The sequence below is a fragment of the Mycobacterium sp. URHB0044 genome (assembly GCF_000620625.1).
GTDB lineage: Bacteria > Actinomycetota > Actinomycetes > Mycobacteriales > Mycobacteriaceae > Mycobacterium.
Window position 1 is genome coordinate 38,307 of the sequence record NZ_JIAW01000029.1, and the last position, 24,097, is coordinate 62,403.

Annotated in this window: 24 protein-coding genes; 5 read left to right on the top strand and 19 right to left on the bottom strand. The window is 68.7% G+C overall.

Features of this window, described 5'->3' with window-relative positions; translation table 11 throughout:
* Positions 1 to 7: 7 nt before the first annotated feature.
* The 5 genes from N536_RS0134000 to N536_RS0134020 form a co-directional block, all read right to left on the bottom strand.
* A complete protein-coding gene (locus N536_RS0134000; RefSeq protein ID WP_029117695.1) occupies positions 8 to 1,204 on the bottom strand; it encodes an acyl-CoA dehydrogenase family protein in 1,197 nt (398 codons plus the stop codon).
* A 97-nt stretch (positions 1,205 to 1,301) separates the two neighbouring features.
* Positions 1,302 to 2,369, bottom strand: coding sequence for an ABC transporter ATP-binding protein (locus tag N536_RS0134005; protein ID WP_029117696.1), 1,068 nt, complete (start codon positions 2,367 to 2,369; stop codon positions 1,302 to 1,304).
* On the bottom strand, positions 2,366 to 3,181 hold the full coding sequence (locus N536_RS0134010) for a carbohydrate ABC transporter permease (protein ID WP_231514719.1): 816 nt from the start codon (positions 3,179 to 3,181) through the stop codon (positions 2,366 to 2,368). Before N536_RS0134010 ends, N536_RS0134005 begins: the two co-directional genes overlap by 4 nt.
* Positions 3,178 to 4,050 (bottom strand): carbohydrate ABC transporter permease, encoded by an 873-nt coding sequence (locus N536_RS0134015; RefSeq protein WP_029117698.1) that lies wholly within the window; start codon positions 4,048 to 4,050, stop codon positions 3,178 to 3,180. The genes N536_RS0134010 and N536_RS0134015 overlap by 4 nt, the downstream gene beginning before the upstream one ends.
* Entirely contained in the window at positions 4,047 to 5,399 is a 1,353-nt protein-coding gene (locus N536_RS0134020) for an ABC transporter substrate-binding protein (protein WP_029117699.1), read from the bottom strand. Before N536_RS0134020 ends, N536_RS0134015 begins: the two co-directional genes overlap by 4 nt.
* Before the next feature lie 167 nt (positions 5,400 to 5,566).
* Between N536_RS0134020 and N536_RS0134025 the strand changes: the two genes are divergently transcribed.
* Both N536_RS0134025 and N536_RS0134030 read left to right on the top strand, forming a co-directional pair.
* Positions 5,567 to 5,956 (top strand): hypothetical protein, encoded by a 390-nt coding sequence (locus tag N536_RS0134025; RefSeq protein ID WP_029117700.1) that lies wholly within the window; start codon positions 5,567 to 5,569, stop codon positions 5,954 to 5,956.
* Complete coding sequence (locus tag N536_RS0134030) at positions 5,953 to 6,336, top strand: DUF3817 domain-containing protein (RefSeq protein WP_029117701.1); 384 nt, start codon at positions 5,953 to 5,955, stop codon at positions 6,334 to 6,336. Before N536_RS0134025 ends, N536_RS0134030 begins: the two co-directional genes overlap by 4 nt.
* Here N536_RS0134030 and N536_RS40290 read toward each other — a convergent pair.
* The 11 genes from N536_RS40290 to clpS form a co-directional block, all read right to left on the bottom strand.
* Positions 6,331 to 8,121 carry an MFS transporter gene (locus N536_RS40290; RefSeq protein WP_231514720.1) on the bottom strand — a complete coding sequence of 597 codons (1,791 nt, stop codon included), beginning with the start codon at positions 8,119 to 8,121 and terminating at the stop codon, positions 6,331 to 6,333. The genes N536_RS0134030 and N536_RS40290 overlap by 6 nt on opposite strands.
* A 48-nt stretch (positions 8,122 to 8,169) precedes the next feature.
* Positions 8,170 to 8,775: an RdgB/HAM1 family non-canonical purine NTP pyrophosphatase gene (gene rdgB / locus N536_RS0134040; RefSeq protein ID WP_029117702.1), complete on the bottom strand. Its 606-nt coding sequence runs from the start codon at positions 8,773 to 8,775 to the stop codon at positions 8,170 to 8,172.
* Positions 8,772 to 9,554, bottom strand: coding sequence for a ribonuclease PH (gene rph, locus N536_RS0134045; RefSeq protein ID WP_029117703.1), 783 nt, complete (start codon positions 9,552 to 9,554; stop codon positions 8,772 to 8,774). The genes rdgB and rph overlap by 4 nt, the downstream gene beginning before the upstream one ends.
* Before the next feature lie 27 nt (positions 9,555 to 9,581).
* On the bottom strand, positions 9,582 to 10,355 hold the full coding sequence (locus N536_RS0134050; RefSeq protein WP_029117704.1) for a cyclic nucleotide-degrading phosphodiesterase: 774 nt from the start codon (positions 10,353 to 10,355) through the stop codon (positions 9,582 to 9,584).
* 171 nt (positions 10,356 to 10,526) lie between these two features.
* On the bottom strand, positions 10,527 to 11,246 hold the full coding sequence (locus N536_RS0134055; protein WP_081809504.1) for a rhomboid family intramembrane serine protease: 720 nt from the start codon (positions 11,244 to 11,246) through the stop codon (positions 10,527 to 10,529).
* Complete coding sequence (locus N536_RS0134060; protein WP_029117706.1) at positions 11,209 to 12,180, bottom strand: PLP-dependent cysteine synthase family protein; 972 nt, start codon at positions 12,178 to 12,180, stop codon at positions 11,209 to 11,211. Before N536_RS0134060 ends, N536_RS0134055 begins: the two co-directional genes overlap by 38 nt.
* Positions 12,181 to 12,192: 12 nt before the next feature.
* A complete protein-coding gene (locus tag N536_RS0134065; protein WP_029117707.1) occupies positions 12,193 to 12,465 on the bottom strand; it encodes a MoaD/ThiS family protein in 273 nt (90 codons plus the stop codon).
* A gap of 13 nt (positions 12,466 to 12,478) precedes the next feature.
* Positions 12,479 to 12,898: a Mov34/MPN/PAD-1 family protein gene (locus tag N536_RS0134070; protein WP_029117708.1), complete on the bottom strand. Its 420-nt coding sequence runs from the start codon at positions 12,896 to 12,898 to the stop codon at positions 12,479 to 12,481.
* A 13-nt stretch (positions 12,899 to 12,911) separates the two neighbouring features.
* Positions 12,912 to 13,952 carry a P1 family peptidase gene (locus N536_RS0134075; RefSeq protein WP_029117709.1) on the bottom strand — a complete coding sequence of 347 codons (1,041 nt, stop codon included), beginning with the start codon at positions 13,950 to 13,952 and terminating at the stop codon, positions 12,912 to 12,914.
* Positions 13,953 to 13,954: 2 nt separating this feature from the next.
* The gene (locus tag N536_RS0134080) at positions 13,955 to 14,539 is read right to left on the bottom strand and encodes a DUF2017 domain-containing protein (protein ID WP_029117710.1); all 585 of its coding nucleotides are present in this window, start codon (positions 14,537 to 14,539) and stop codon (positions 13,955 to 13,957) included.
* A 6-nt stretch (positions 14,540 to 14,545) separates the two neighbouring features.
* The gene (gene clpS, locus N536_RS0134085; RefSeq protein ID WP_029117711.1) at positions 14,546 to 14,860 is read right to left on the bottom strand and encodes an ATP-dependent Clp protease adapter ClpS; all 315 of its coding nucleotides are present in this window, start codon (positions 14,858 to 14,860) and stop codon (positions 14,546 to 14,548) included.
* A 44-nt stretch (positions 14,861 to 14,904) separates the two neighbouring features.
* Here clpS and N536_RS0134090 point away from each other — a divergent pair, with 44 nt between their 5' ends.
* The 3 genes from N536_RS0134090 (at position 14,905) to N536_RS0134100 (ending at position 19,749) form a co-directional block, all read left to right on the top strand.
* Positions 14,905 to 16,212, top strand: coding sequence for a nicotinate phosphoribosyltransferase (locus tag N536_RS0134090; RefSeq protein WP_029117712.1), 1,308 nt, complete (start codon positions 14,905 to 14,907; stop codon positions 16,210 to 16,212).
* Between the two features lie 5 nt (positions 16,213 to 16,217).
* Positions 16,218 to 18,206, top strand: a complete 1,989-nt coding sequence (locus N536_RS0134095; RefSeq protein ID WP_029117713.1) for an ATP-dependent DNA helicase — start codon at positions 16,218 to 16,220, stop codon at positions 18,204 to 18,206.
* Positions 18,207 to 18,312: 106 nt separating this feature from the next.
* Entirely contained in the window at positions 18,313 to 19,749 is a 1,437-nt protein-coding gene (locus N536_RS0134100; RefSeq protein WP_029117714.1) for a neutral zinc metallopeptidase, read from the top strand.
* A 54-nt stretch (positions 19,750 to 19,803) separates the two neighbouring features.
* Here N536_RS0134100 and N536_RS0134105 read toward each other — a convergent pair whose 3' ends face one another.
* The 3 genes from N536_RS0134105 to glgP all read right to left on the bottom strand — a co-directional run bounded on the left by N536_RS0134105 (position 19,804) and on the right by glgP (position 24,070).
* Complete coding sequence (locus tag N536_RS0134105) at positions 19,804 to 20,535, bottom strand: MspA family porin (protein ID WP_029117715.1); 732 nt, start codon at positions 20,533 to 20,535, stop codon at positions 19,804 to 19,806.
* A 77-nt stretch (positions 20,536 to 20,612) separates the two neighbouring features.
* Entirely contained in the window at positions 20,613 to 21,395 is a 783-nt protein-coding gene (locus N536_RS0134110; RefSeq protein ID WP_231514724.1) for a virginiamycin B lyase, read from the bottom strand.
* A 65-nt stretch (positions 21,396 to 21,460) separates the two neighbouring features.
* Complete coding sequence (gene glgP, locus N536_RS0134115; RefSeq protein WP_029117717.1) at positions 21,461 to 24,070, bottom strand: alpha-glucan family phosphorylase; 2,610 nt, start codon at positions 24,068 to 24,070, stop codon at positions 21,461 to 21,463.
* Between the last annotated feature and the right edge of the window lie 27 nt (positions 24,071 to 24,097).

The following is a 24,097-nucleotide window of genomic DNA, read 5'->3' on the forward strand; positions in this document are numbered from 1 at the left end:
CGGCGTTTCAGGTGTAGAGCGTGATGGGCTGCACGTCGCCGGTGAGGAAGTTGGCGCCGACTTCGAGCTTCTTGTAGTCGATCGGATCGTGCAGTGAATGGGTGCGAATGTTGCGCCAGTACAGATCCAGCCCGATGTCGCTGCGCGTCGAGCTGGTCCCGGTCACCTCGAACACCCGTTGGGCGACGTCCAGCGCGGTCTCGGTGGACACCACTTTCAGTTGCGCGATGCCGATCGCCACCTCCGCGCGATCGGCCGCGGTCACGTCCGAGCCGCGCGCGATCACCTCGTCGTAGCGGGCGTTCCAGCGGTCGGCGAGCGCCTCGACGGCCGCGACCCGTGCCACCAGCTCACCGAAGACCCTCTGCACCAACGGGTCTCGCGAGTAGTGCTCGGCGGTGCTGAGCAGCCACGCTCCCCGCCGTTCCAGAGTGAGCTGCCGGGCCCGGCTCAGCGCGCCCTGCGCGATGCCGAGATAGAGGTTGCCGAACGCCAGCTGGATGCCAGGCGTCACCAGTGTCGAGTACGGCTCCTCGCCCACCACGCCGAGCACATCCGACCGGTCGACGGCAACGTCGTCGAACTCGACCGAGCCGCTCGCGGACAGCCGCTGCCCCAGGAAGTCCCAATCGTCGACGAACCGCAATCCGTCCCGGTCGTGGTCGACGACGACTGCCAGCACGCGGTCCGCGCCCTGCTCGACTGCCATCACGAGCGTCACGTCGCCGGTCGACGCACCGGTGGAGTAGCGCTTCCGACCGTTGAGCCGGAACCCGGAGCCGTCGGCCGTCAAAGTGAGATCGGGGTCGATGGGGTTGACCGAATCACCCCAGAGCCACTGTCCGGCCGCGGATGCCCCGAACCAGTGCGACCACCGCGCAGGATCGCCAAAGAAGACTATGCCGGCGTGGTTGACGTAGTGGTAGGCCAGGATCTGCGCGATGGACGCGTCGGCACGGGCCAGGATGCGCACCGCCCGTAGCGCGGTACTCCAATGCCCGCCGTGGCCGCCGAAGTCCGTCGGGATGAGCAGGTTGGCGAGTCCGGATTCCTTCAGCAGTTTGAGTTCGGCGGTGGCCTGCTCGTTGGCCCGGTCGCGAGCCAGCGCGTCGGTGGCCAGGACCGCGGCGATGTCGTCGGCCACCACGTCCCACGTCTTCGCCTCCTCCGCCTCGGGCAGCGTGGTCCAGGGTGTGCGCGGCATCAGGACTCCTTCAAGACAATTGGCGACCGGTCACGCTAGCGCCGTCGACCAGTCTCTGGCTCGGGTTACCGTCACGATGAGCAATACCGCCGAACCGCTACGCGGCGGGCAGCCGGGTACCGGAGCTGCCGTCGAACAGGTGCAGGCGGTCCGGTCGCACGGTCACGACGACGCCGTCGCCAGGTGCGGGCGGCCTCGCCCAACGCGTCACCTCGGCGTCCTCCACCACGGCGGTCAACCGCTGCTCACCGACCGTGATGATGAATACGTATCTGGGGCCGAGCAATTCGACCAATTCGAGCCGCCCGGCCGCACCGGCCTCCGGGCGCACCAGCACGTCCTCCGGCCGCACCCCGACGGTCACCGATGACTGGTCGGCGGCCGTGACGTCCCAACGAATGCCACCGGTCTGGAAAACGCCGCCGTCGATCCGGCCGTTGATCAGGTTGGCCGTCGGCGACCCGATGAAGCCGGCGACGAAGGTGTTGGCCGGCGAGCGGTAGAGGTCGTGCGGCGTCCCCCGCTGCTCGATCCGTCCCGCATTGAGCACCACGAGTTGGTCGGCAATGGTCATCGCCTCCTCCTGATCGTGGGTGACGTACAGCGCCGTGATGCCCAATTCCTGTTGCAGGCACCGTATCTCGGAACGCAACTCGACGCGCAGCTTGGCGTCCAAGTTGCTCAACGGCTCGTCGAACAGGAACACCGACGGCGTGCGTACCAGCGCGCGGGCGATCGCCACGCGCTGCTGCTGGCCGCCGGACAGCTGACGCGGTTTGCGGTCGAGCAGCGCGGTGATGCCGACGCGCTCGGCGGCCTCCCCGGCCCGTCGAGCGGCCTCGCCCTTGGCCACCCCGGCATTGCGGAGCGGGAACGCGATGTTGCCCGCCACGCTCAATTGCGGGTAGAGCGCGTAGTTCTGGAACACCATCGCCACGTCGCGTTGCCGCGGGGTGGCGGCGGTGACGTCGCGGTCGCCGATGTGCACCGTGCCGCTGTCAGCCGATTCCAAACCCGCCACGATCCGCAGCGTGGTCGACTTGCCGCAGCCCGACGGCCCGACGAGCACCGTCAACGAACCATCGGGAAGCGACAGGCTCAGATCGTCGACCACCGCGGTCTCGCCATAGGACTTGGTGAGGCCCACCAACTCGACGGCGCTCACTTGGTCGCACCGGTCGTCAGTCCGCCGACCAGGTACCGCTGCGCCGCCAACGCCAGGACGTACACCGGTGCGATGCCGAGCAGTCCGGCCGCGGCCTGCTGGCCGAACTGCACGTTGCGGTCGCCTTGGAACAGCGACAATCCCACCGTCAACGTCTGACTCTCCTTCGTCACCGCGAGATACACCGCGAACAGAAAATCGTTGTAGCTCAGGAAGAACACCACCAACAGAGCGGCCACTACACCGGGCCACAGCAGCGGCAGCACTGCCCGCCGGAACGCGCCGAACACCGACAACCCGTCGATGACGGCAGCCTCGTCGATCTCGATCGGGACGCGGCGCACGAAGCCGTCCAGCAGCCACACCGCGACGGGAACGTTGGCGATTCCGTTGACCAGCACCAGGCCCAGCGCATTGTTCGTCAGGCCCGCGTAGCGCAGCAGGAAGAACAGCGGGATGATCGCCACGATCGGCGGGGCACAGTAGCTGGCCAGCAGCGCCGTCAGCAGGCGGTCGCCGCGGAACCGCCGGGCCGTGAAATACGCTGCAGGCGTGGCGATCACGACCGCCAGCACGGCAGCGCCCACCGCCGCCACCCAGGAGTTGTGCAGCATCGTGCCCAACGCGATCGTGTCGAACACCTTGCTGAAGTTGGTGATGGTCCACGCCGTGGGCCACAGCCGGGAATTCAACACGTCGCCGGGCGGCCGCAGCGACAGCGACACCAGATAGCCAACCGGGATCAACGCGACGAGCGCGATCAATACCAACGCGACCCGCACCGCCCAGTACCGCCGACGCGACGGGTTCACGAAACCTCCGCCTTCAGCGCGCGCGCCCGAGCCGCGGTGACGACCGTGGCCACCGCTCCGACGACGGCCGCGAAGATCAGTGTCTGCGCGGCGGCGGTGCCCATGTCGAAACTGCCCCGCAGGCCTGTCTGGTAGATCGCGTACGGCGACAGCGTGGTGGCGAAACCCGGTCCGCCGGAGGTGATTACGACGATCAGGTCGAACACCTTGTAGCCGATCACCAACTCGAGGACGACCACGGCCCACAGCGTAGGAGCGACGGCCGGCCAGACCACCGTGGTGAACGTCCGCCACGGGCTCGCGCCGTCGATGCGGGCCGACTCCAGCAGTTCGGGCCGCACCACGCCGAGCGCCGCGAACGAGATCAGCACGGCGAACGGCGTCCACTGCCAGACGTGGATCAACAGGATCACCAGAAAGGCGCCGACACCGGAACCCAGCGGATTGAACCCTCCGAGGCCGATCGCCGAGAACACCTGCGCGAAGCCACCGCCGACCGGTGCCAGCAGCAGTTTCCACGCCACCCCGATGAGAACCGGCGCGGTCACCAACGGCAGCAGCAACAGCGCACCGACGACGCCGAAGTTGGTGCCGCGGGCGCGCAGCAGCGCGGCGACGGCCAGACCCAGCAGGGTGGTTGCACCGGCCGCCAGCACGGCGAACACCGTCGACCGCGCCAGCGACGGGACGAATGCCGGCGAGGCCAGGGCGGAGCTGAAGTTCTCGGCACCGGAGAAGCTGCGGAGCGGATGGGCCAGCGACGAATCCGTGATGGCCAGCGCGATCAGGTATCCCGTTGGGTAGACGAGGAATAGCAGCAGCCCGGCCGCGGCAGGCAACGCCAGCCAGAGCGGGACGCGCCGGGTCATGACAGGGATTGCTCCCAGCTGGCTTGCGCGTTGCCCAGCGACTGCTCCACGGTTTGGCTGCCTGCGATCGCGAGTGCGAGCTGATCGACCAGATCCTGCAGCAGCTTCGGTGCGCCGGCTTCCTTGGGCCACACCAGCGGTCGGCCACCGAGGCCCTGCCTGATCGGTCCGATCGCCTTGGTGACCACCTTGGCGTAGCCGTCGGCGTCCAGCACGGCGGCACGGATTGGGTCGATGCCCGCCCCAGCCGTCGACGACACGCTGAGGTTCTGGGCGGCCGCCGTGGCCCACGCCACGAACGCGGCGGCCGCGTCGGGGTTCTTCGCGGCGGTGGAGATGCCAAGCCCGAATCCGGCGTCCAGCGCGGTGCGTGGCGTCGTGTTCGTGCCCCCGACGGGCAGTGACACCGCGCCCCATCGCCCCGCGATCTTCGATGCCGTCGGATCCTCCGCACGCAGCGCCATGTCGGTCCAGGTGTCCAGTAGCGCGCCCTGACCGGACAGGAACGCCGAGTTGGCCTGGTCGAAACCGATCTGCAACGGCGTGGGCAGCGCGGACGGCGCGACCGCCACCAGGTGCTTGGCCGCGGCGATCGCGGCATCGGAGGTCAGGGTCGGCTTGCCGTCGGCGTCGACCAGCTCGCCGCCGTAACCGGTGAGCCGATTGATGAACGAGCAGCCAAGGATCATCGGGACCTGCTGGCCGGACACGATCGCGCCGTATGCGGCGCCGCGGGCGTCGGTGGTGATCTTGGCCGATACCTCGTCGTAGTCGTCCCAGGTCTTCGGCGGTTCCACCTTGTAGCGGTCGAGCAGTTCGGCGTTGTAGAAGAGGATGTGGACGTCCCCGTCATACGGCAGGCCGTACCGCTTGCCGTCCAGCAGCGTGTACGGGTCGTAGATCGACGGTAGGTAGCCGCTGACATCGATCTTGTCCTTGTTGGTGTCGATCCACTCGGTCAGATCGGTGAGCGCGCCGGCATCGACGAGGTCACCAAGACCGAAGTAGAAGTAGTCGAAGACGTCGAATTCGCCGGTGCCGCTTTGCACGTCCAGGATCTGCTTGCTGGTGAGCTGGTCATACGGTGCGGCGGTCACGTCGAGATCGCCGCCCGATGCCGCCTTCCAGGCCGGCGCCAGCACGTCGCGGAACGACGTGACGTGCGGTTGGTTGACCAGCAGCTTGAGCGTGACGCCGTCGAACCTTCCCGACACCGGCGCGCTTCCCGCCAAGGCGTGAGTCGTCTCCGAGGAGCCGCAGGCCGCCAGCAGCGGGCCAAGGGCCGCAGCCCCGCCGGCCAGACCGATCAATTGCAGCGCGCGGCGTCGCGAGAACGCGGAGGTAGTCACGACTTCTGAAGCTATAAAGCCGCCGCCGGTCGGCGGTAGGTAAATACTCGTGGCGATCGCTACTGGTCGAGGACTCTCCAACGTGCGCTCGTGTGCCAGTTTTCGGCCGATTTTCGACCACCCGCGCACGTTCGCCAGCGGCAAACCGGGCGCGGTACCGTGGAGCAATGTCCACTACACGGCGTAGGAGACCGGCGTTGATCGCGCTGGTGGTCCTCGCCGCTGCCGGCTGCCTCGGCCTGGCCTGGTGGCAGTGGACCCGCTACGAGTCCGCATCTGGCACGTTCCAGAACCTCGGCTACGCCCTGCAGTGGCCGATGTTCGCGGCGTTCTGCTTCTACGGCTACTACAAGTTCGTCCGCTACGAAGAGGCGCCGCCTGTGCCCGCAGCGAAGGACGAACAGACCGAGATCCCGGCCGGCCTGCTGCCCGAAAGACCCAAGCCCGCAACGCAAGCCGACAGCGATCCCGAGATTCGCGAGTACAACGCCTACCTGGCCGAGCTCGCCAAATCCGACGACACCTCGAAAACCCCTGACGACAGGACCAATCCATGAGCAGCCCCGATCCCGAGGCCCCCGCCGAACGGCCGGAAGCCGCCGATCCTGCGCCCTCGACGTCGCAACGGGAGACCGTGCGCAAGGCCCTGCTCGGCTATCGCGTGCTGGCCTGGACCACGGGCATCTGGCTGATCGCGCTCTGCTACGAGATGGTGCTCAAGTACATCGTCAAGGTCGACGATCCGCCGAGCTGGATCGGGATCGTGCACGGCTGGGTCTACTTCGTCTACCTGCTGTTCACCGCGAACCTGGCGACCAAGGTGCGCTGGCCCATCCCGAAGACCATCGGCGTCCTATTGGCGGGCACCATCCCGCTGCTGGGCATCATCGTCGAGCATTTCCAGACGCGGAACATCAAGGCGCAGTTCGGCTTATAGACCCGTCGGCAGTGGCGTCGTCTGCACGTCGAATTCGGCGGCGCCCCGTCGGACACCGTAGGTGTCCCAGCCGTCGACCTCCCGCTGCCGGTAGAACCGATCGCGTCCATGCGGCGTCAGGTAGAACGCCGGCACGTCACCGCGCCTCGATCCGGTCGCCAACCCGTCGCGCAGCAGCCCGCTGACGTGCCTGCTGACGGTCGACACCTCCGCCCCGAACGTGGCGGCCAATTGCCCGAGAGTCAGCCCATCCCCACGGTCGAGCCGGCTGCACACCAGGTAGGCGCTGGGGTCCAGCCGCGTAACGGTGTCCGGCTGCATGCGCTCGGCGGCGAAGTCCTCCACCACAGCGTCCAATGGCTCGTCCGACACCGCTCGCGCGGTGGGAATCGTCAGGGCCAGCACCGCCCCGACACCCGCGGCTCCCGCGGCCACCAGCAACGCGATGCGGAAGGCATCGAAGGTGGGGAACTCGGCACCCACGACCGTCATCGTCAGCCCGGCCAGAATCGCGGCCATGACGGCGCTGGAGATCGACGTGCCCAGCGAGCGTGCCAGCGCGTTGATCCCGTTCGCCGCCGCCGTCTCGGACATGGGCACGGCCGCGTTGATCAGCGCGGGCATCGACGCGAACGCGAACCCCACACCGATGCTGACCAGCACGTTGAGCACCAGCACCCGCGGCGCGCTGTCGAGCAACCACAGCCCGCCGACGTATCCACCGCCGATGATCGCGCAACCCATGAACAGCGTGTACTTGGGCCCGAACCGACCTGCGATCCTGGCCGCGATCGGTGCCGCCAGCATCATCGCCAGCCCGCCGGGCGCCAGCCACAGACCGGCGTGCAGCATCGACTGGCCCAGGCCGTAGCCCGTCTGGGTCGGCATCTCGAGCACCTGCGGCGCGATCAGCGACAGGGCGAACATCGAGAAGCCGACGCCGATCGACGCGACGTTCGTGGTCAGCACTGGGCGGCGCACGGTGGTGCGCAGGTCGACGATCGGCGACTCGATGCGCAGCTGCCAGGTCGCGAACAACGCGAAGATCATCAGCGACGCGCCGAACATGCCCAGCGTCTGCGCCGACGTCCACCCCCAGCCGTTGCCCTTGGTGATGCCGAGCAACAGCGTGACCAGCCCGCCCGCCAGCAGGATCGCGCCAAGCGGATCGAACCGGTCCGACGACGATGCGGGCACCGCAGGCACCATGAACGCGAACAGCAGCAGCGACGCGACGCCAAGGGCGGCCGCGAACCAGAACAACGCGTGCCAGCTGAACTGTTGGGCGATGGCCGCAGACAGCGGCAGGCCAAGTGCACCACCCACACCCAACGACGCGCTCATCAAACCCATTGCGCTACCGACGCGTTCGGCGGGCACCGACGCCCGCAGCACGCTGATGCCCAGCGGAATGATGGGCAGCGCCAGACCCTGCAGACCGCGTCCGATGACGAACGGAATCAGTGAGCTGGTCGTCGCCGCGATCAGCGAACCGGCGGTCAGCACCACCGCGCACGCGATGAGAATTGGCTTGGGGCCATACATGTCACCCAAACGGCCGAACACGGGCGTCGCGACCGCCGCGGTCAACAACGTCGCCGTGATGGCCCACGACGCGTTGGACGGGCTGGCGTTCAACAACTTCGGCAGTTCGGGGATCAGCGGGATGATCAGCGTCTGCATCAAAGACACACTGATGCCCGCCGCCGACAACACGGCGACGAGGATGCCGGGATGAGGCGGCCGGGTGGGCGCCGAACCTGGCGTACCCATCTGATGACCCACGCCGCGACACTACACGTTAGTTACGCTAGGCAAAATTTGCTGCCGCGGTCAGGACGCGGTCAGCGCGCGCAGCGCAGGCACCAGGAGCGCCAACGCGCGTCCCCGGTGCGACGCCGCGTCCTTCTCCTCCGGGGTCAGTTCGGCCGCCGAGCGGGACGAGCCGAGCGGGACGAAGATCGGGTCGTAGCCGAAGCCGCCGTTCCCCCGCGGCTCACGCGCCACGACGCCCGGCCACTCCCCCCGCACCACGGTCTCGCCGGCCGACGACACCAAGGCACACGCCGACACGAACGCCGCACCGCGCCGCGAGTCGGGGAAGTCGCTCAGTTGCGCCAACACCAGCCGTAGATTCGCCTCGTCGTCACCGTGCGCACCGGCCCAGCGCGCGGACAACACACCCGGCATGCCGTTCAACGCGTCCACGGCGATTCCGGAGTCGTCCGCCACGGCGGGCACACCGGTCGCGCGGAACGCGTCGCGCGCCTTGGCCGCCGCGTTCTCCTCGAACGTCGCACCGGTCTCCGGCGCTTCGTCGAAGGCCGCGACGTCGTCGAGCGACAGCAGCCGCAGACCGGACACCCCCGCCGCGTCGAGCACCCGGCGAAGTTCAGCCAGCTTCTTGGGATTGCGGCTGGCGACCAGCAGATCGGTCAGCTTCCGAACGCCTTCTTGCCGGGCGTGGTCGGCTCGGGCAGCACACCGGGGTACGGCAGCTCCAACGCCGCACGCTGAATCTCGAACAGTTGCTCGGTCGCGACGAGCGCCAAGTCGAGCATCTTGTCCAGCGTCGAGCGCGGGAACGTCGCACCCTCACCCGTGCCCTGGATCTCGACGAGCGTGCCGGTGTCGGTGGCGACGACGTTCATGTCCACCTCGGCGCGCGAGTCCTCGGTGTAGGGCAGATCGACGCGCACCCGGCCGTCGACCACGCCGACGGACACCGCGGCGATCGCGCACGACAGCGGCCGCGGATCGGACAGCCGTCCTGCGGCGGATAGGTACGTGATGGCGTCGGCCAACGCGACGTAGGCGCCGGTGATGGCTGCCGTGCGGGTGCCGCCGTCGGCCTGCAGCACGTCGCAGTCGATCGCGATGGTGTTCTCGCCGAGCGCACCGAGGTCGATGCACGCACGCAGCGAGCGGCCGACCAGCCTGCTGATCTCCTGCGTGCGCCCGCCGACGCGGCCCTTGACCGATTCGCGGTCCGACCGGTCGTGGGTGGCGGCGGGCAGCATCGCGTACTCGGCGGTGAGCCAGCCCTGACCGGACCCCTTACGCCAGCGCGGGACGCCCTCGGTGACGCTGGCCGCGCACATGACCCGGGTTTGCCCGAACTCCACCAGCACCGATCCGGCGGGATGGGAGGTGAAGCCGCGGGTGATGGTTACCGGTCTCAACTCGTCGTCGAGGCGGCCGTCTTCTCGTCTGGACACCCGGCAACCCTAACGGGCAGCTCTGACTCAGTGATGCGCGACGTCGAACGTCTCGTTGCAGACCACCGCGTGCACGGGACCGTCGAACTCGGCCTTCGCCTCGCTGATCACGTCCTCGCGGGAGGTCCACGGCGGAATGTGGGTCAAGAGCAGTTCACGGACGCCGGCCTTCTTGGCGGCGCGACCGGCCTCGGTGCCGGACAGGTGCAGCTTCGGCGGGCGGTCGGCAGCGTGGGTCCAGGACGCCTCGCACAGAAACGCGTCCGCGCCGCGCGCGAGTTCGACCAACGCGTCGCAGTAGCCGGTGTCGCCGCTGTAGACGAACGTCGCACCGGACGGGTCGGTGATCCGCATGCCGTAGGACTCCGTCGGATGGCAGACCAGCCGCGGCAGCACGGACAGGCCGCCGATGGCGACCGGCTGATTGTCGGTCCAGTTGCGGACGTCGAAGATGTCGGAGAAGTCGTCGATCTCGCGGCCCTCTGGCGAGGATGCCGCGCCGAGACGCTCCCAGGTGTTCGCGGGCCCGTACATCAGGGCGCGTCCCTTGGGCGGGTTCGGATGGTAGCGGCGCCAGACGAACAGCCCGGGGAGATCCAGGCAGTGGTCGGCATGGAGGTGCGAGAGCAGGACGTTCACGGTGCCGGGATCGGCGTGGCGCTGCAGGGCGCCGAGCACGCCGCCGCCGAAGTCGATCACCAGCGGTGGTGTATCGGGTGCAGTCACCAAATATCCGGAAGCTGGCGAATCGGGACCGACCACACTGCCGGAGCATCCCAGTACGGTGATTCGCACGCTCACTAGCTTGCCATGCCCGATCTTGCTTGCACGAAAACATCAGTGCTTTCCGCGGCGAGTTTCATTCTCCCGCCATGACGTGACGCCCCACCTGCGGCGACGGTGATGGAGGCGCTAAACGCAACTGGGCGGGAATGTGGCGGACGCCTCACTTCAGCAAAGCGCCGTCAGCAGTCAGTACGACAGCTGCGACGACGGACCGGTCTTGCGCTTCTCACGGGCCTTGCGTTCCGGCCCGGACAGCAGGTAGGCAGCCAACACACCGGCGACGGCACCGCAGAAGTGGCCCTGCCACGACACCCCGAAGGTGCCGGGCAGCACGCCGAGCAGGACACCGCCGTAGACGAACAGCACGATGATCCCCACGACGATCTCCCACACCTTGCGGGTGAAGAAGCCGAACACGATGAGGAACGTCAGCCAGCCGAAGATCAGCCCCGACGCTCCGATGTGGTTGGTCTCGATCCCTGGCGGCGCTCCGGTGTTGCCGATCAGCCAGGTGCCGAAGCCGCCGAGGATCCAGATGATCGCGGTGGCGTAGATGAAGCGGGACAGCCCGGCCAGCGTCATCAGGAAACCCAGCACCAGCGCGGGCCCGGTGTTGGCGACCAGGTGCGCCCAGTTCGCGTGCAGCAGCGGCGCGAAGATGATGCCCGTCAGTCCGTCGGTCTCCAGCGGCCGAATGCCGTTCTGGTCCAAGCGATGTCCGGTCAGGTTGTCCCAGATCTCGACGACGTAGAGCAGTGCGACGAAGCTGACGACGGTGGCGCCGCCGATCATCCACGTCGGTCGTTTCTTCGGCGCGGGTGTCGCGGAGTATCCGAGCGGTTGATTCACGCGCGATCCGCCTTGCCTGTCATGCCCATAGCTGCCCCTCCAGGGAGTCCTCGGCATCATCCAGGCTACCGGCGTACGCGCCGGTCGACAGATACTTCCAGCCGGCGTCGGCCACCACGAAGGCGATGTCGGCGCGCTCGCCTGCCTTGCGGGCCTTCGCCGCCATGCCCAGCGCCGCATGCAGGATCGCCCCGGTCGAGATGCCGCCGAAGATGCCCTCGACCTGCACGAGTTCGCGCGTGCGCTTGACGGCGTCGAACGAGCCGACGGAGTAGCGGGTGGTGAGCACCTCGGGGTCGTACAACTCGGGGATGAAGCCCTCGTCGATGTTGCGCAGCGCGTAGACGCCCTCGCCGTAGCGCGGCTCGGCGGCGACGATCTGCACGCCCGGCACCTGCTCACGAAGGAAGCGCCCGGCGCCCATCAGCGTGCCGGTGGTGCCAAGCCCCGCGACGAAGTGCGTGACCTCGGGTAGGTCGGCGAGGATCTCCGGGCCGGTGCCCTCGTAGTGCGCGTCGGCGTTGGCCGGGTTGCCGTACTGGTAGAGCATCACCCATTCGGGATGCTCGGCCGCGAGCTGTTTGGCCGTGGCCACCGCGGTGTTCGAGCCACCCTCGGCCGGCGAGAAGATGATCTTGGCGCCGTAGAGCTCCAGCAGCTGGCGCCGCTCGATCGACGTGTTCTCCGGCATCACGCAGATCATTCGATAGCCCTTGATCAGCGCGGCCATCGCCATCGAGATGCCGGTGTTGCCGCTCGTCGGCTCGAGGATCGTGGCGCCGTGCTGCAACAGCCCGTCCCGTTCGGCCTGTTCGATCATGCGCAGCGCGGGCCGGTCCTTGATGGACCCGGTGGGGTTGCGGTCCTCGAGCTTGGCCCACAGCCGCACGTGCGGGCCGTCCGCGTCGTCGTCCCAGCGCGGCGACAGCCGCTGCAGCCCGACCAGCGGCGTGTTGCCGAGCGCCTGCAGCAGCGAGTCGAACCTGGTCATTCTCGAACGCCCTCAGCCACCAGCCACGGCGGGCAGGATCGTCACGGAGTCGCCGTCGGAGATCTCGGTGGCCAGCCCGCCGGAGAACCGGACGTCCTCGTCGTTGACGTAGATGTTGACGAAGCGGTGCAGCTTGTCGCCGTCGACGATGCGCTCCGAGATGCCCGCGTAGTTGGCCTCGAGGTCGCTGATCACGGCGCCAAGGGTGTCGCCCGACGCGTTGACGCGCTTCTCGCCGCCGGTGTGGGTACGCAGGATGGTCGGGATGGAGACGGTGATGGACATGTGAAGAACTCCTCTAGTTCTGGTACTGCTCGACGATGTTGACGGGTTCCTCGGTCACGACGCCGTCGAGGATGCGGTAGCTGCGCAGATCGTGCTCGTCCGGGTCCCGGGTGGACACCAGGACGTAGTGGGCGTCCGGCTCCGATGCGTAGGAGATGTCGGTGCGGCTGGGGTAGGCCTCGGTTGCGGTGTGCGAGTGGTAGATGACGACGGGTGCCTCGTCCGCCTCGTCCATGGCCCGCCACACCTTGAGCTGCTCACCCGAGTCGAATCGGTAGAACGTCGGTGAGCGCTCGGCGTTGTCCATCCTGATGAAACGTTCCGGACGGTCGGAGCCCTCCGGGCCTGCGATGATGCCGCACGCCTCGTCGGGATGATCGGCGCGCGCATGGGCGACCATGGCGTCGACCAGGTCACTGCGAATCACCAGCACGGTCCGGTTCCTCCTAACCTGTGAACGCTCCGGGCAACATGTCACGGTAGGTCGGTATTCCAGCGACCGACTCGGCGGCCAGCACACCGACCATGACCGCGCGGGCCAGGCAGTCCGCCGCGGCGGCACCGACCGCGGTGGCCAACTTGGTCTCCGGCGACATCGCCGCGGGGGTAGCTTCTCCCGGCCAGCTGGCCGGTGCCACCTCGATGGCACCCGTCGCGAGCGCGAACACGGAGTCCCCGTCGAGCGGCGTATGGGCGGGGCGGATCGTGCGCGCCAAGCCGTCCTGCGCGGCGACGGCGACCCTGCGGCACGCGGCCGGGCTCAGCAGCGCGTCGGTGGCGACGACGGCGATCGTGGTGTTCAGCGGCGACAACTCGGCGTCGCGAGCGGCGAACGCCGCCAGCTGCTCGGCAGGCGGCGGCACCAGGTTCAGTTCGGCGATCAGATCGGCCATCCACGGCAGTCCCGTCCTCGGGTCCGCGACGTTTCCCGCCGAGTTGACCGCGACGATGGCGCCGACGGTGACCCCGATGTCCTCCAGCCGAACCGACGCCGTGCCGATTCCACCCTTCAAGATGCCTGCCCGCGCACCGACGCCCGCGCCGACGTTGCCCGTCGCCACCTCGACACCCGCGGCCTCGGCGGCCGCGTAACCGAACTCGGCGCTCGGGCGGCACTGCCAGCCGCCCACCGGAAGGTCGAAGATCACCGCGGACGGCACGATCGGCACCAGGCCGCCGGCCATCACCACGCCGCGGTCGTGCTGTTCGAGCCACGTCATCACGCCGTCGGCGGCGGCCAGCCCGTACGCGCTGCCACCGGTGAGCACCACGGCGTCGACGTAGCGCACGCTGTTGGACGGGTCGAGGAGGTCGGTCTCGCGGGTGCCGGGCGCACCGCCGCGGACGTCGACGGCGCCGACCGTGCCCGGCGGGGTCAGGACGACGGTGGTCCCCGACGCCCAGCCGGTGCCGAGCGTGGCGTCGGCGTCGAGCCGGTGGTGATGTCCGACGAGGATGCCCGAGACGTCGGTGATGGAGCCGCTCATTGTCAAGCCTTTCCCGACATCAGGCTCAGCACCAGGTATTCCTGCAACACCGTCAGCCACTGGTACACATCCAAGTGCCCGGCCATCGGATGCTCGGGCGGCAGCCGGTCCGGCCCGTGGGGACCAATGTCGAGCATGGTGCCCAACGCAAGTCGCACGTCGTTGACGGCCGACGCCCAGCAGTGCGCGTCGTCCTCCGTGATCTCGAACTTGCCGCCCCCGGCCGGGAGGGTGTCCAACAGACGTTGCGCCGCTTGACGTTTCGCGTCGATGATCTCCGGTTCGTGCAAACTGCGCAGCGCGCTGTTGAGGCTCTCCGCTGCGCTCGAACCGGCTGGGTGATCGGTCCTGGACCGGTAGAAGTCGGGCAACAGCCGCTTCATGGTGTCGTCCTCCGGCGGCGTGGAATGCCCCGTCTTCATGCCGGTGAGCTCTTCGAGTTCATCTGTGGGCGAGGAGGATTCACGACCCTCGAGCATGTCCAGCAGTGACTTCACCAGACTCTGCAGCAGCACCGACTCGTGGGCGGCCAACGCCGACCGGAAGCGCGCGCCATTGGCGGTGTCCACCCGTTTCCACTTGCGCACGTCGCCTCAGCGGTCCTGCTGCATCGTGGCCCACAGCCCTGCGGCGTGCAGCTTGGCGACGTCGACCTCCATCGACTCGCGGCTGCCCGCAGACACCACGGCCTTGCCCTCCTCGTGCACCTGCATCATCAACTTGGTGGCGTGCGGCTCGCTGTAACCGAAGAGCTTCTGGAAGACGTAGGTCACGTACGACATGAGGTTCACGGGGTCGTCCCAGACCAGGGTCACCCAGGGGCTGTCGGTGGCGGCCTCGTCCTTCGACACCGGATCGACAACACGTTCCTCGCGAGTCCCAGGACGGGTCCGCGCTGGCGTAACCATGTCGCCAAGAATAGCGGGGGCCCAAACCCGATACGGTTGGGCGTGTGACTGCGGCGTTGCTCACCGACAAGTACGAACTGACCATGCTGGCGGCGGCCTTGCGGGACGGCACCGCCCATCGCCGAACCACGTTCGAGCTGTTCGCGCGCCGCCTGCCGGAGGGTCGCCGCTACGGGGTGGTCGCGGGCACCGCGCGGTTCGTGGAAACCTTGGCGCAGTTCACGTTCGACGACGACGCGCGTGCCATGCTCGCCGAGTTCCTCGACCCCGCGACCCTGGCCTACCTTGCCGACTACCGGTTCAGTGGTGACGTCGACGGCTACCCGGAGGGGGAACTGTACTTTCCCGGCTCCCCCATCCTGTCGGTGCACGGCACCTTCGCCGAGTGCGTGCTGCTCGAGACGCTGGCCCTGTCGATCTTCAATCACGACTCGGCCATCGCCTCGGCTGCGGCGCGGATGGTGAGCGCCGCCGAGGGCAGACCACTCATCGAAATGGGTTCGCGTCGGACGCACGAGGAGGCAGCCGTCGCGGCTGCTCGGGCCGCGTACCTCGCCGGGTTCGCCGGGACGTCGAACCTCGCCGCGCAGCGCCGCTACGGCGTGCCGACCATGGGCACCAGCGCGCATGCGTTCACGCTGCTGCATGCCAGCGATCAAGGTCCCGACGAGCCAGCCGCGTTCCGGTCTCAGGTGGCGGCGCTGGGCGTCGGCACCACGCTGCTCGTCGACACCTACGACATCACGGCGGGCGTGGCCAACGCCGTCGCCGCCGCGGGGCCCGAGCTGGGCGCCGTCCGCATCGACTCCGGCGAGCTCGGGGTGCTGGTGCGCCAGGTTCGAGACCAGCTCGACGGGCTGGGCAACACGAAGACCCAGATCGTGGTGTCCAGTGATCTCGATGAGTTCGCCATCGCAGCGCTGCGCGCCGAACCCGTCGACAGTTACGGCGTCGGCACGTCGCTGGTCACGGGATCCGGTGCGCCCACCGCGGGCATGGTCTACAAGCTGGTCGAGGTGGACGGCCTGCCGGTGGAGAAACGCAGCAGCCACAAGGAATCCCACGGCGGCCGCAAGGAGGCACACCGGTTCGCCAAGCAGTCCGGAACCATGGTCGAAGAGGTCGTGCATCCGGCCGGGCAGCCACCCCCCGGGGAGGACGGCCTCGTCGCCCGCTCCCTGGCCGTGCCACTGGTGCGCGCTGGCGAGCCCGTCGGCGACCTCGGGCTGGCCGCCGCCCGTGAGCGCGTCGCCGCCGGGCTGCACTGCCTGCCGTGGGACGGGCTGAAGCTCTCCCGCGGCGAGCCGGCGATCCCGACCCGCTTGATCCCGCCGACGCGTTCGGGGCGTTGACGGCCGTGCCAGAGGCCTCCGAGACCGCACGCGTCACCGGGCTGCTCGCCGCGGCCGTGACCGCGCTCGGCGGCACCGAGCGCAGCGGCCAGATCGAGATGGCCGAGGCCGTCGAGCGCGCCTTCGACACCGGCGAGCACCTCGCCGTGCAGGCCGGTACCGGCACGGGAAAGTCGCTGGCGTATCTGGTGCCGGCCATCGCGAAGGCTATCGAGGCGAATGAGCCGGTGGTCGTGTCGACCGCGACCATCGCGCTGCAGCGCCAACTCGTCGACCGCGACCTGCCGCGGCTGGCCGACGCGCTGACCGCTGAGCTGCCCCGCCGCCCCGAGTTCGCTCTGCTCAAGGGGCGCGGAAACTACCTGTGCCTGAACAAGATTCACAACGGGTCGACTGGCGAGCCAGAGGATCGGCCGCAGGAGGAGCTCTTCGACGCGGTCGCGACGACGGCACTCGGCCGCGACGTGAAGCGGCTCACCGAGTGGTCGTCGGAGACGGAGACCGGCGACCGCGACGATCTCGTCCCCGGCGTGGCGGACCGGTCGTGGAGTCAGGTCAGCGTCTCGGCGCGCGAGTGCATCGGCGCCACCCGCTGCCCGTTCGGCACCGACTGCTTCGCCGAGAAGGCGCGCGCGAAGGCAGGCACCTCGGACGTGATCGTCACCAACCACGCCCTGCTGGCCATCGACGCCATCGCCGACGCCAACGTGCTGCCCGAACACGACTTGCTCGTCGTCGACGAGGCCCACGAGCTGGTGGACCGGGTGACGGGTGTGGCGACGGCGGAACTGTCTGCGACGGCGCTCGGCGTGGCCCAGCGGCGGGTGGGCCGGCTGGTCGACTCCGAACTCGTCGACCGCTTCGAGGCCGCCGCGGCGACATTCACGTCGGCCATCCACGACGCCGAACCCGGCCGGATGGACCGCCTCGACGACGAGTTGGCCACCTACCTGACCGCGTTGCGCGACGCCGCCGACAAGGTGCGCTCCGCCATCGACACCTCCCCCACCGATCCGAAGGCGGCGGCCGCCCGCACCGAGGCCGTGACGGCGCTGACCGAGATCAGCGACACCGCGTCGCGCATCCTGTCGTCATTCGGCCCGGCCATTCCGGATCGCACGGATGTGGTGTGGCTGGACCACGAAGACAACCGAGGAAACATCAGGGCCATCTTGCGTGTAGCGCCGCTGTCGGTGGCAAACCTGTTGCGCGCCAGGATCTTCGACCAGTCGACGGTGATCCTGACCTCGGCGACGCTGACCGTCGGCGGAACGTTCGACGCGATGGCGCGATCCTGGGGCCTCACCGGCGACGACGAGAAGCCCGGCTGGCGCGGCATCGACGTCGGCTCGCCGTTCGCGCATGCGACCTCGGGGATCCTCTACGTCGCCGCGCACCTGCCACCGCCCGGCCGCGACGGCGCGGGATCCGCCGAACAACTCGACGAAATCGAGGGCCTGATCACCGCCGCCGGTGGCCGCACGCTCGGCCTGTTCTCGTCGATGCGCGCGGCCAAGGCCGCCACCGAGGCGATGCGCGGCCGCCTCGACACCCCGGTGCTGTGCCAGGGCGAGGACACCACGTCGGCATTGGTCCGCCGGTTCGCCGAGGATCCGGAGGCGTCCCTGTTCGGCACGCTGTCGTTGTGGCAGGGAGTCGACGTGCCAGGTCCCTCGTTGTCGCTCGTGCTGATCGACCGCATCCCGTTCCCCCGGCCGGACGACCCGCTGATCACCGCGCGGCAGCGTGCCATCGCCGCGCGCGGCGGCAACGGATTCATGGCCGTCGCGGCCAGCCACGCCGCGTTGCTGCTCGCGCAGGGCGCGGGCCGGCTGCTCCGCGGCGTCGACGACCGTGGCGTCGTCGCGGTGCTCGACTCGCGGATGGCCACGGCACGGTACGCAGGCTTCCTGCGGGCATCGCTGCCACCGTTCTGGGCGACCACCGACCCGAAGCGAGTCAGGGCCGCGCTGGAACGGCTGAGATCGACCTGAGCTCACCGCTCAAGATCAATTTCGTTCCGCGGCAGGCGGCCTTCACTATCCTGGCAGCGAATCCATCAGTGCGTGCCGCCCCGGCCGCCGAGAGCGGAAGGCGGCCATGAGTCGACGGCACCTCGTAGGCGTGGCCGCTGCCGCGTGCTCGGCGCTTCTCGTCGCGTCGTGCGCGACCACTGTGGAGGGCAGGGCCGTCTCCGTGTTCAGCGATCCATTCAGCGTCGCGGGGATGCCCGCCACCGAAGGCCCCACGGGACTGCGCGACGACGCCAAGGAGCCGACGCGCGACGTCGAGGACACCGACGGCGGCAAGATCGACCAACTCGGTGCCAGCTCCGTCAGCGACATCGAAGAGTTCTGGGAGACGGCCTACCCCGAGACGTTCGACGGCGAGTTCACCCCCGTCAAGAAGGTCATCTCCTGGGACGCCGAGGGATTCGACGGCGAGTTCTGCGGCGGCGACACCTACGGTTTGGTCAACGCCGGCTATTGCTTCGACGACAACACCATCGGCTGGGACCGCGGCGAGCTGTTGCCGTCGCTGCGAAAGGCCAACGGCGACATGGCCGTAACGATGGTGCTGGCCCACGAGTACGGCCATTCGGTTCAGCACCAGGCAGGCCTGGCGAAGGAGAGCACGCCGACGCTGGTGTCCGAGCAGCAGGCCGACTGTCTTGCGGGTGTCTACATGCGCTGGGTCGCGGAGGGGAATTCGCCGCGCTTCACCCTCAGCACCGGCGACGGACTGAACAATCTGCTGGCCGCGATGATCGCCTTCCGCGATCCGCTGCTCAACCAGTCCGACCCCGAGGTCGGCGAGGACGAGCACGGCTCGGCGTTCGAGCGCGTGTCGGCTTTCCAGTTCGGCTTCACCGACGGCGCGTCGTCCTGCGCGGCGATCGACACGAAGGAGATCGAGCAGCGCCGCGGCGACCTGCCGGTGTTGCTGCCCGACGACCAGACCGGCGAGCTGCCCGTCACGGAGGAGTCCGTGCGTTCCATCGTCGACGCCATGGGCATCCTGTTCACGCCGGCCAAGCCCCCGGCGCTGACGTTCGAGGCGAAGCAGTGTGCCGACGCCAGGGTGACCCCGCCGGTGGCCTACTGCCCGTCGACCAACACGATCATCGTGGACCTCCCCGCGCTGGCGGAGGTCGGCACGCCGTCCGACGACGAGGACCCCGGTGGCCTGGTCACCGGCGACAACACGGCCTATTCGATCCTGGTGTCGCGCTACATGCAGGCCCTTCAGCACGAACGCGGCGGGGTCAAGCTCGACAACGCCGAAGCCGCGCTGCGCACCGCCTGCCTCACCGGTGTCGCCACCGTGAAGATGACGAAGGACGTCACCACCCCCGACGGCAGCACCATCGCGCTGACCGCGGGCGACGTCGACGAGGCGGTGTCGGGCATCCTCGTCAACGGCCTGGTCGCCAGCGATGTCAACGGTGAATCGGTGCCGTCGGGCTTCTCCCGCATCGACGCGTTCCGCGTCGGCGTACTCGGCGACCAGGAGCGCTGCTTCAAGCGCTTCGACTGAGTGATTTGGGCGTGATTTGTCTTGCTCACCGGTACGAATCACGCCGAAATCGCTTTATACGACCTTGGTTTCGCCGTAGTAAGCCACGATCGCGTCGGACATCTTGGTCGAACGCGTCAGGAAGGCGTACGAGCGCAGGAACGACTGACCCACGCAGCCGTCGATCTTGACGTGGAAGTTGCTGATCATCACCCACGGCGCGGAGCCCTGGAACTGCTTCTTGGTGACCGGCACGATGTTGATGATCCCCGGCTTGAGACCCACCGTGATGCCGCCGCCGAGGTTCCCGCCGACGCCGGGCAGGATGCCGTCCGGCAGCGGCGAAACCACCTCGGTCCCAAGGATTCCCAGCGACGGGTTGAGCCCCACGGTGCCGGTCAGGGAGACGCCGTTGGACGTGCTCATGTCGATGCCGCAGCCGATCTGGTAACCGACCTCGATGGTGCCCGCGGGCTCGTCGCCGTCGTCCGGCCCGACGAGGGAGCCGTTGTAGGTGCCGCCGACGACGTACTCGCGCGACGAGAGCGCGGTGGTCAGCGGCGCGCTGATGATCTGCGTCTCGTCCTTGGCCGCCAGCGTGAGCTTCCAGCCATCCGGGCTCTCGAGGATCTGCGGCGGCGGGGACACGACCTTGCCGTCGTCGACCGGCGGCGCGCCTTCGGGTGGCATCGGCACCTCGGCTGCGACGGGCTCGACGACGTCGCCGGGATCTGCGACGGCCACCGCGGGACTCACCGCTCCGAGCAACAGACAGGTCGCCACCACGGCGAAGTGACGACAGAGCACGGAGAACCCCCTAGTTGGCGTTCTTCGGAACTTACAGCGCCTAGGCACCCGCGATCGGCGGGGTGGTGAAACCGCGCTCAGGCGGTGGGTAGCCGCAGTACGTAGCCGGCTTCCAGCGCCACCCACAGCGCGCCGTCGGGGCCGATGGCCAACCCGTGCGGCTCGCTGCCCGCGGGCAGGTCGATCGTGACGACTTCGCCGTCGGCGCTCACCTTGGCGACCTGGTCGGAGCCCCACAGGCTCACCCAGACCCCTCCGGTCGGATCGGCGACCACCGCGTGCGGCTTGCCTGGTAGGTCGAGTTCCTGGATCGCGTCGTCGGTGGGGATGCGGCCCAACTTCTCGGCGAGGATCGCGGCGAACCACACCGCGTCGTCATGTGTCGCGGCGATGCCGACGGGACCGGCCGCCTTCGTCGGCACCTCCCGGATGGTCAGCTCACCCGACGGCTCCAGCCGGCCGATCGAGTTGGCCGCATTCAGCGTGAACCACAATGCGCCGTCGGGCCCGGCCGTGATCATCGACGGCATGCCACCAGGGGCGGCGACGTCGGAGATCTCGCCGTCGAGGCCGATCCTTCCCACCACGCCCGACGTCATCGCGGTGAACCACATCGCCCCGTCCGGGCCCGCGGTGATGCCGAACGGCGCGCTGCCGCCCGCCAGTTCGAAGGCGCTGAGAGCACCGGCCGTGGTGATGCGGCCGATTCGGTCGTCACCGGCACGGGTGAACCAGAGCGCGCCGTCGGCGCCGGCCGCGATGATCGACGGCTTGCACTGCGGCGCAACGGGATACACATCGAGGTCGCCGCGATCGGTGACCCTGGCGATCTCGCCGCTGTGCACCAGCGTCACCCACATCGCACCGTCGGGCCCCGCGGTCAGCGCGTACGGCCCGCCGGCAACCTCGACTTCCAGGATGCCGCTCACGCCAGCGTGACGAGGCCCAGCTCGTTGTCCGCGGCGAGCAGCGGGTGGTGCGGCAGCACGCGGACCGTGTAGCCCACCGGCCCGGCGACGGGCAGCGGTGTCGTCGTCGAGAACACGTCGTTGCCTCCGTCGGCCGTCTCGGTGTGGGCCATCGGCACGGTCGTCGGGTTCACCAGCGAGTCTCCGGCGTCCACCCGTCCGACGACGGCCTCGACGACGACCTCGTCGGGCCGCAGCCCCGCCAACTGCACGGTCGCGGTCAGAGTCAGCTGCGAGCCGAGCAGTGGTGTGTCCGGCAGTCCGTAGCTGTCCACGTCGGTGATCTGGATCTTCGGCCAGGCGTCGTGGGCCCGCTGGCGGTAGGAGGCCAGCTCGCGCGCCGCCCCGAAGGGGACGCCGTCGATGGGCTCGATGGTTCGGTGCAGCGACTGTGCGGCCGGCGCGTAGTACTTCTCGGTGTAGTCCCGCACCATCCGCGAGGCCAGCACCTTCGGTCCGAGCGTCTGCAGCGTGTGCCGCACCATCTCCACCCAGCGCGTCGGGACGCCGTGCTCGTCGCGGTCGTAGAACTTGGTGGTGACCGAGTTCTCCAGCAGGTCGTAGAGCGCCGCGGCTTCGAGGTCGTCGCGGCGCGTCTCGTCGGTCAGGCCGTCGGCGGTCGGGATCTCCCAGCCGTTCTCGCCGTCGTACCACTCGTCCCACCAGCCGTCGCGGATCGACAGGTTCAGTCCACCGTTGAGCGCGCTCTTCATGCCCGACGTGCCACAGGCCTCCAGCGGGCGCAGCGGGTTGTTCAGCCACACGTCGCAACCCCAGTAGAGCAACCGCGCCATCGACATGTCGTAGTCGGGCAGGAATGCGATGCGGTGCCGGACCTCGGGCCGGTCGGCGAAGCGCACCACCTGCTGGATCAGCGCCTTGCCGCCGTCGTCGGCGGGGTGCGACTTGCCCGCGACGATCAGCTGAACCGGTCGCTTCTCGTCGAGCAGCAGCTTCTCGAGCTTCTCCGGATCACGCAGCATCAGCGTCAGCCGCTTGTACGTCGGGACCCTTCGGGCGAATCCAACGGTCAGCACGTTTGGATCGAACGCGGTTGCGGTCCAGCCCAATTCGGCTTCGGATGCGCCGCGCTCCAGCCACGACCGACGCAGCCGGGCCCGGACGTCGGCGATCAGCAGCTCCCGCAGCTGCGAGCGGATCCACCACAGGTGACCGGGGTCGACCTGCTGCAGCCGCTGCCAGGTATCGGCCTCGCTCAGCGAGTCGAGGTCGTCGCCGACGAGCTCACGTGCGAGTTCCACCCACTGCGGCGCCGCCCACGTCGGCGCGTGCACGCCGTTGGTGATCGACCCGATCGGCACCTCGCCGGTGTCGAATCCGTCCCACAACTCGTTGAACATGCCCCGGCTGACCCGGCCATGCAGCAGCGACACCCCGTTGGCGCGCTGCGCCAACCGCAGGCCCATGTGCGCCATGTTGAACTTCGACGGATCGTCCTCTGCACCGAACGCGACGATGCGGTCCAGCGGTACGCCAGGAAGCAACTGGGAACTCGCGCCAGACGGACTGCCGGGCGGACTGCCGAAGTAGTGCTTGACCATCTCCACGGGGAACCGGTCGATGCCCGCGGGCACCGGCGTGTGGGTGGTGAACACCGTGCTGGACCGCACCACGGTCAGCGCGGTGTCGAAGTCGAGGCCGCCGTCGGTGACGAGTTCGCGGATGCGCTCGACGCCGAGGAAGCCGGCGTGTCCCTCGTTCATGTGGAACACCTGCGGCTCGGGCAACCCCTCGACGGCGGTGAAGGCGCGGATGGCGCGCACGCCGCCGATGCCCGCGAGGATCTCCTGTTTGATCCGATGTTCCTGGTCGCCGCCGTAGAGCCGGTCGGTCACGCCGCGCAGGTCGTGCTCGGTTTCCGGGATGTCGGAGTCCAACAGCAGCAAGGGAATTCGCCCGACCTGCGCTATCCAGACCCTGGCATTGAGTTCGGCCGAGTCGGGCAGTGCGAGTGAAACCAGGACCGGCTCGCCCTTCGCGTCGGTGAGCAGCCGCAGCGGCAGGCCCTGCGGGTCGAGCGACGGGTAGTTCTCGTGCTGCCAACCGTCGGCGGTCAGCGACTGCCGGAAGTAGCCGGACCGGTAGTACAGACCGACGGCGATCAGTGGCAAGCCCAGGTCCGACGCCGACTTCAAGTGGTCGCCCGCCAGAATGCCGAGGCCGCCCGAGTAGTTCGGCAATACCTCGGCGACGCCGAACTCCATCGAGAAGTAGGCGATCCCGGTGGGAAGCGACTCACCGGCGGCGGCGCGCTCCTGGTACCACATCGGCCGGGTCAGATACGTGTCCAACTCCGCGGCAAGGTGGTCCAGCCTGGCCAGGAACGCTTCGTCGACCGCCAGCTCGTCCAGTCGCTTCGGGCTGACCGCGCCGAGCAGTGCGACCGGGTCGCCACCCGCCTGGTTCCACAGCTCCGAATCGATGGCGGCGAACAGATCCTGTGTGGGCTTGTCCCAGGACCACCGCAGGTTGATCGACAGTCTCTCCAGCGCGACGAGACGTTCGGGCAAATGCGTGCGGACGGTGAACCGGCGGAGGGCTTTCACGTGGCTTCACCTTACTGACAAATCCCG

Excerpts from the sequence above, each read along its gene's own strand:
- N536_RS0134000 (WP_029117695.1), bottom strand. The coding sequence starts at position 1,204 with ATGCCGCGCACACCCTGGACCACGCTGCCCGAGGCGGAGGAGGCGAAG.
- N536_RS0134065 (WP_029117707.1), bottom strand. The coding sequence starts at position 12,465 with ATGTCCATCACCGTCTCCATCCCGACCATCCTGCGTACCCACACCGGC.
- N536_RS0134015 (WP_029117698.1), bottom strand. The coding sequence starts at position 4,050 with ATGACCCGGCGCGTCCCGCTCTGGCTGGCGTTGCCTGCCGCGGCCGGG.
- N536_RS0134110 (WP_231514724.1), bottom strand. The coding sequence starts at position 21,395 with ATGTGGGTGACGCTGGTGCACAGCGGCGAGATCGCCAGGGTCACCGAT.
- N536_RS0134030 (WP_029117701.1), top strand. The coding sequence starts at position 5,953 with ATGAGCAGCCCCGATCCCGAGGCCCCCGCCGAACGGCCGGAAGCCGCC.
- N536_RS0134100 (WP_029117714.1), top strand. The coding sequence starts at position 18,313 with ATGAGTCGACGGCACCTCGTAGGCGTGGCCGCTGCCGCGTGCTCGGCG.
- N536_RS0134025 (WP_029117700.1), top strand. The coding sequence starts at position 5,567 with ATGTCCACTACACGGCGTAGGAGACCGGCGTTGATCGCGCTGGTGGTC.
- clpS (WP_029117711.1), bottom strand. The coding sequence starts at position 14,860 with ATGGTTACGCCAGCGCGGACCCGTCCTGGGACTCGCGAGGAACGTGTT.
- N536_RS0134075 (WP_029117709.1), bottom strand. The coding sequence starts at position 13,952 with ATGAGCGGCTCCATCACCGACGTCTCGGGCATCCTCGTCGGACATCAC.
- N536_RS0134060 (WP_029117706.1), bottom strand. The coding sequence starts at position 12,180 with ATGACCAGGTTCGACTCGCTGCTGCAGGCGCTCGGCAACACGCCGCTG.
- N536_RS0134055 (WP_081809504.1), bottom strand. The coding sequence starts at position 11,246 with ATGCCGAGGACTCCCTGGAGGGGCAGCTATGGGCATGACAGGCAAGGC.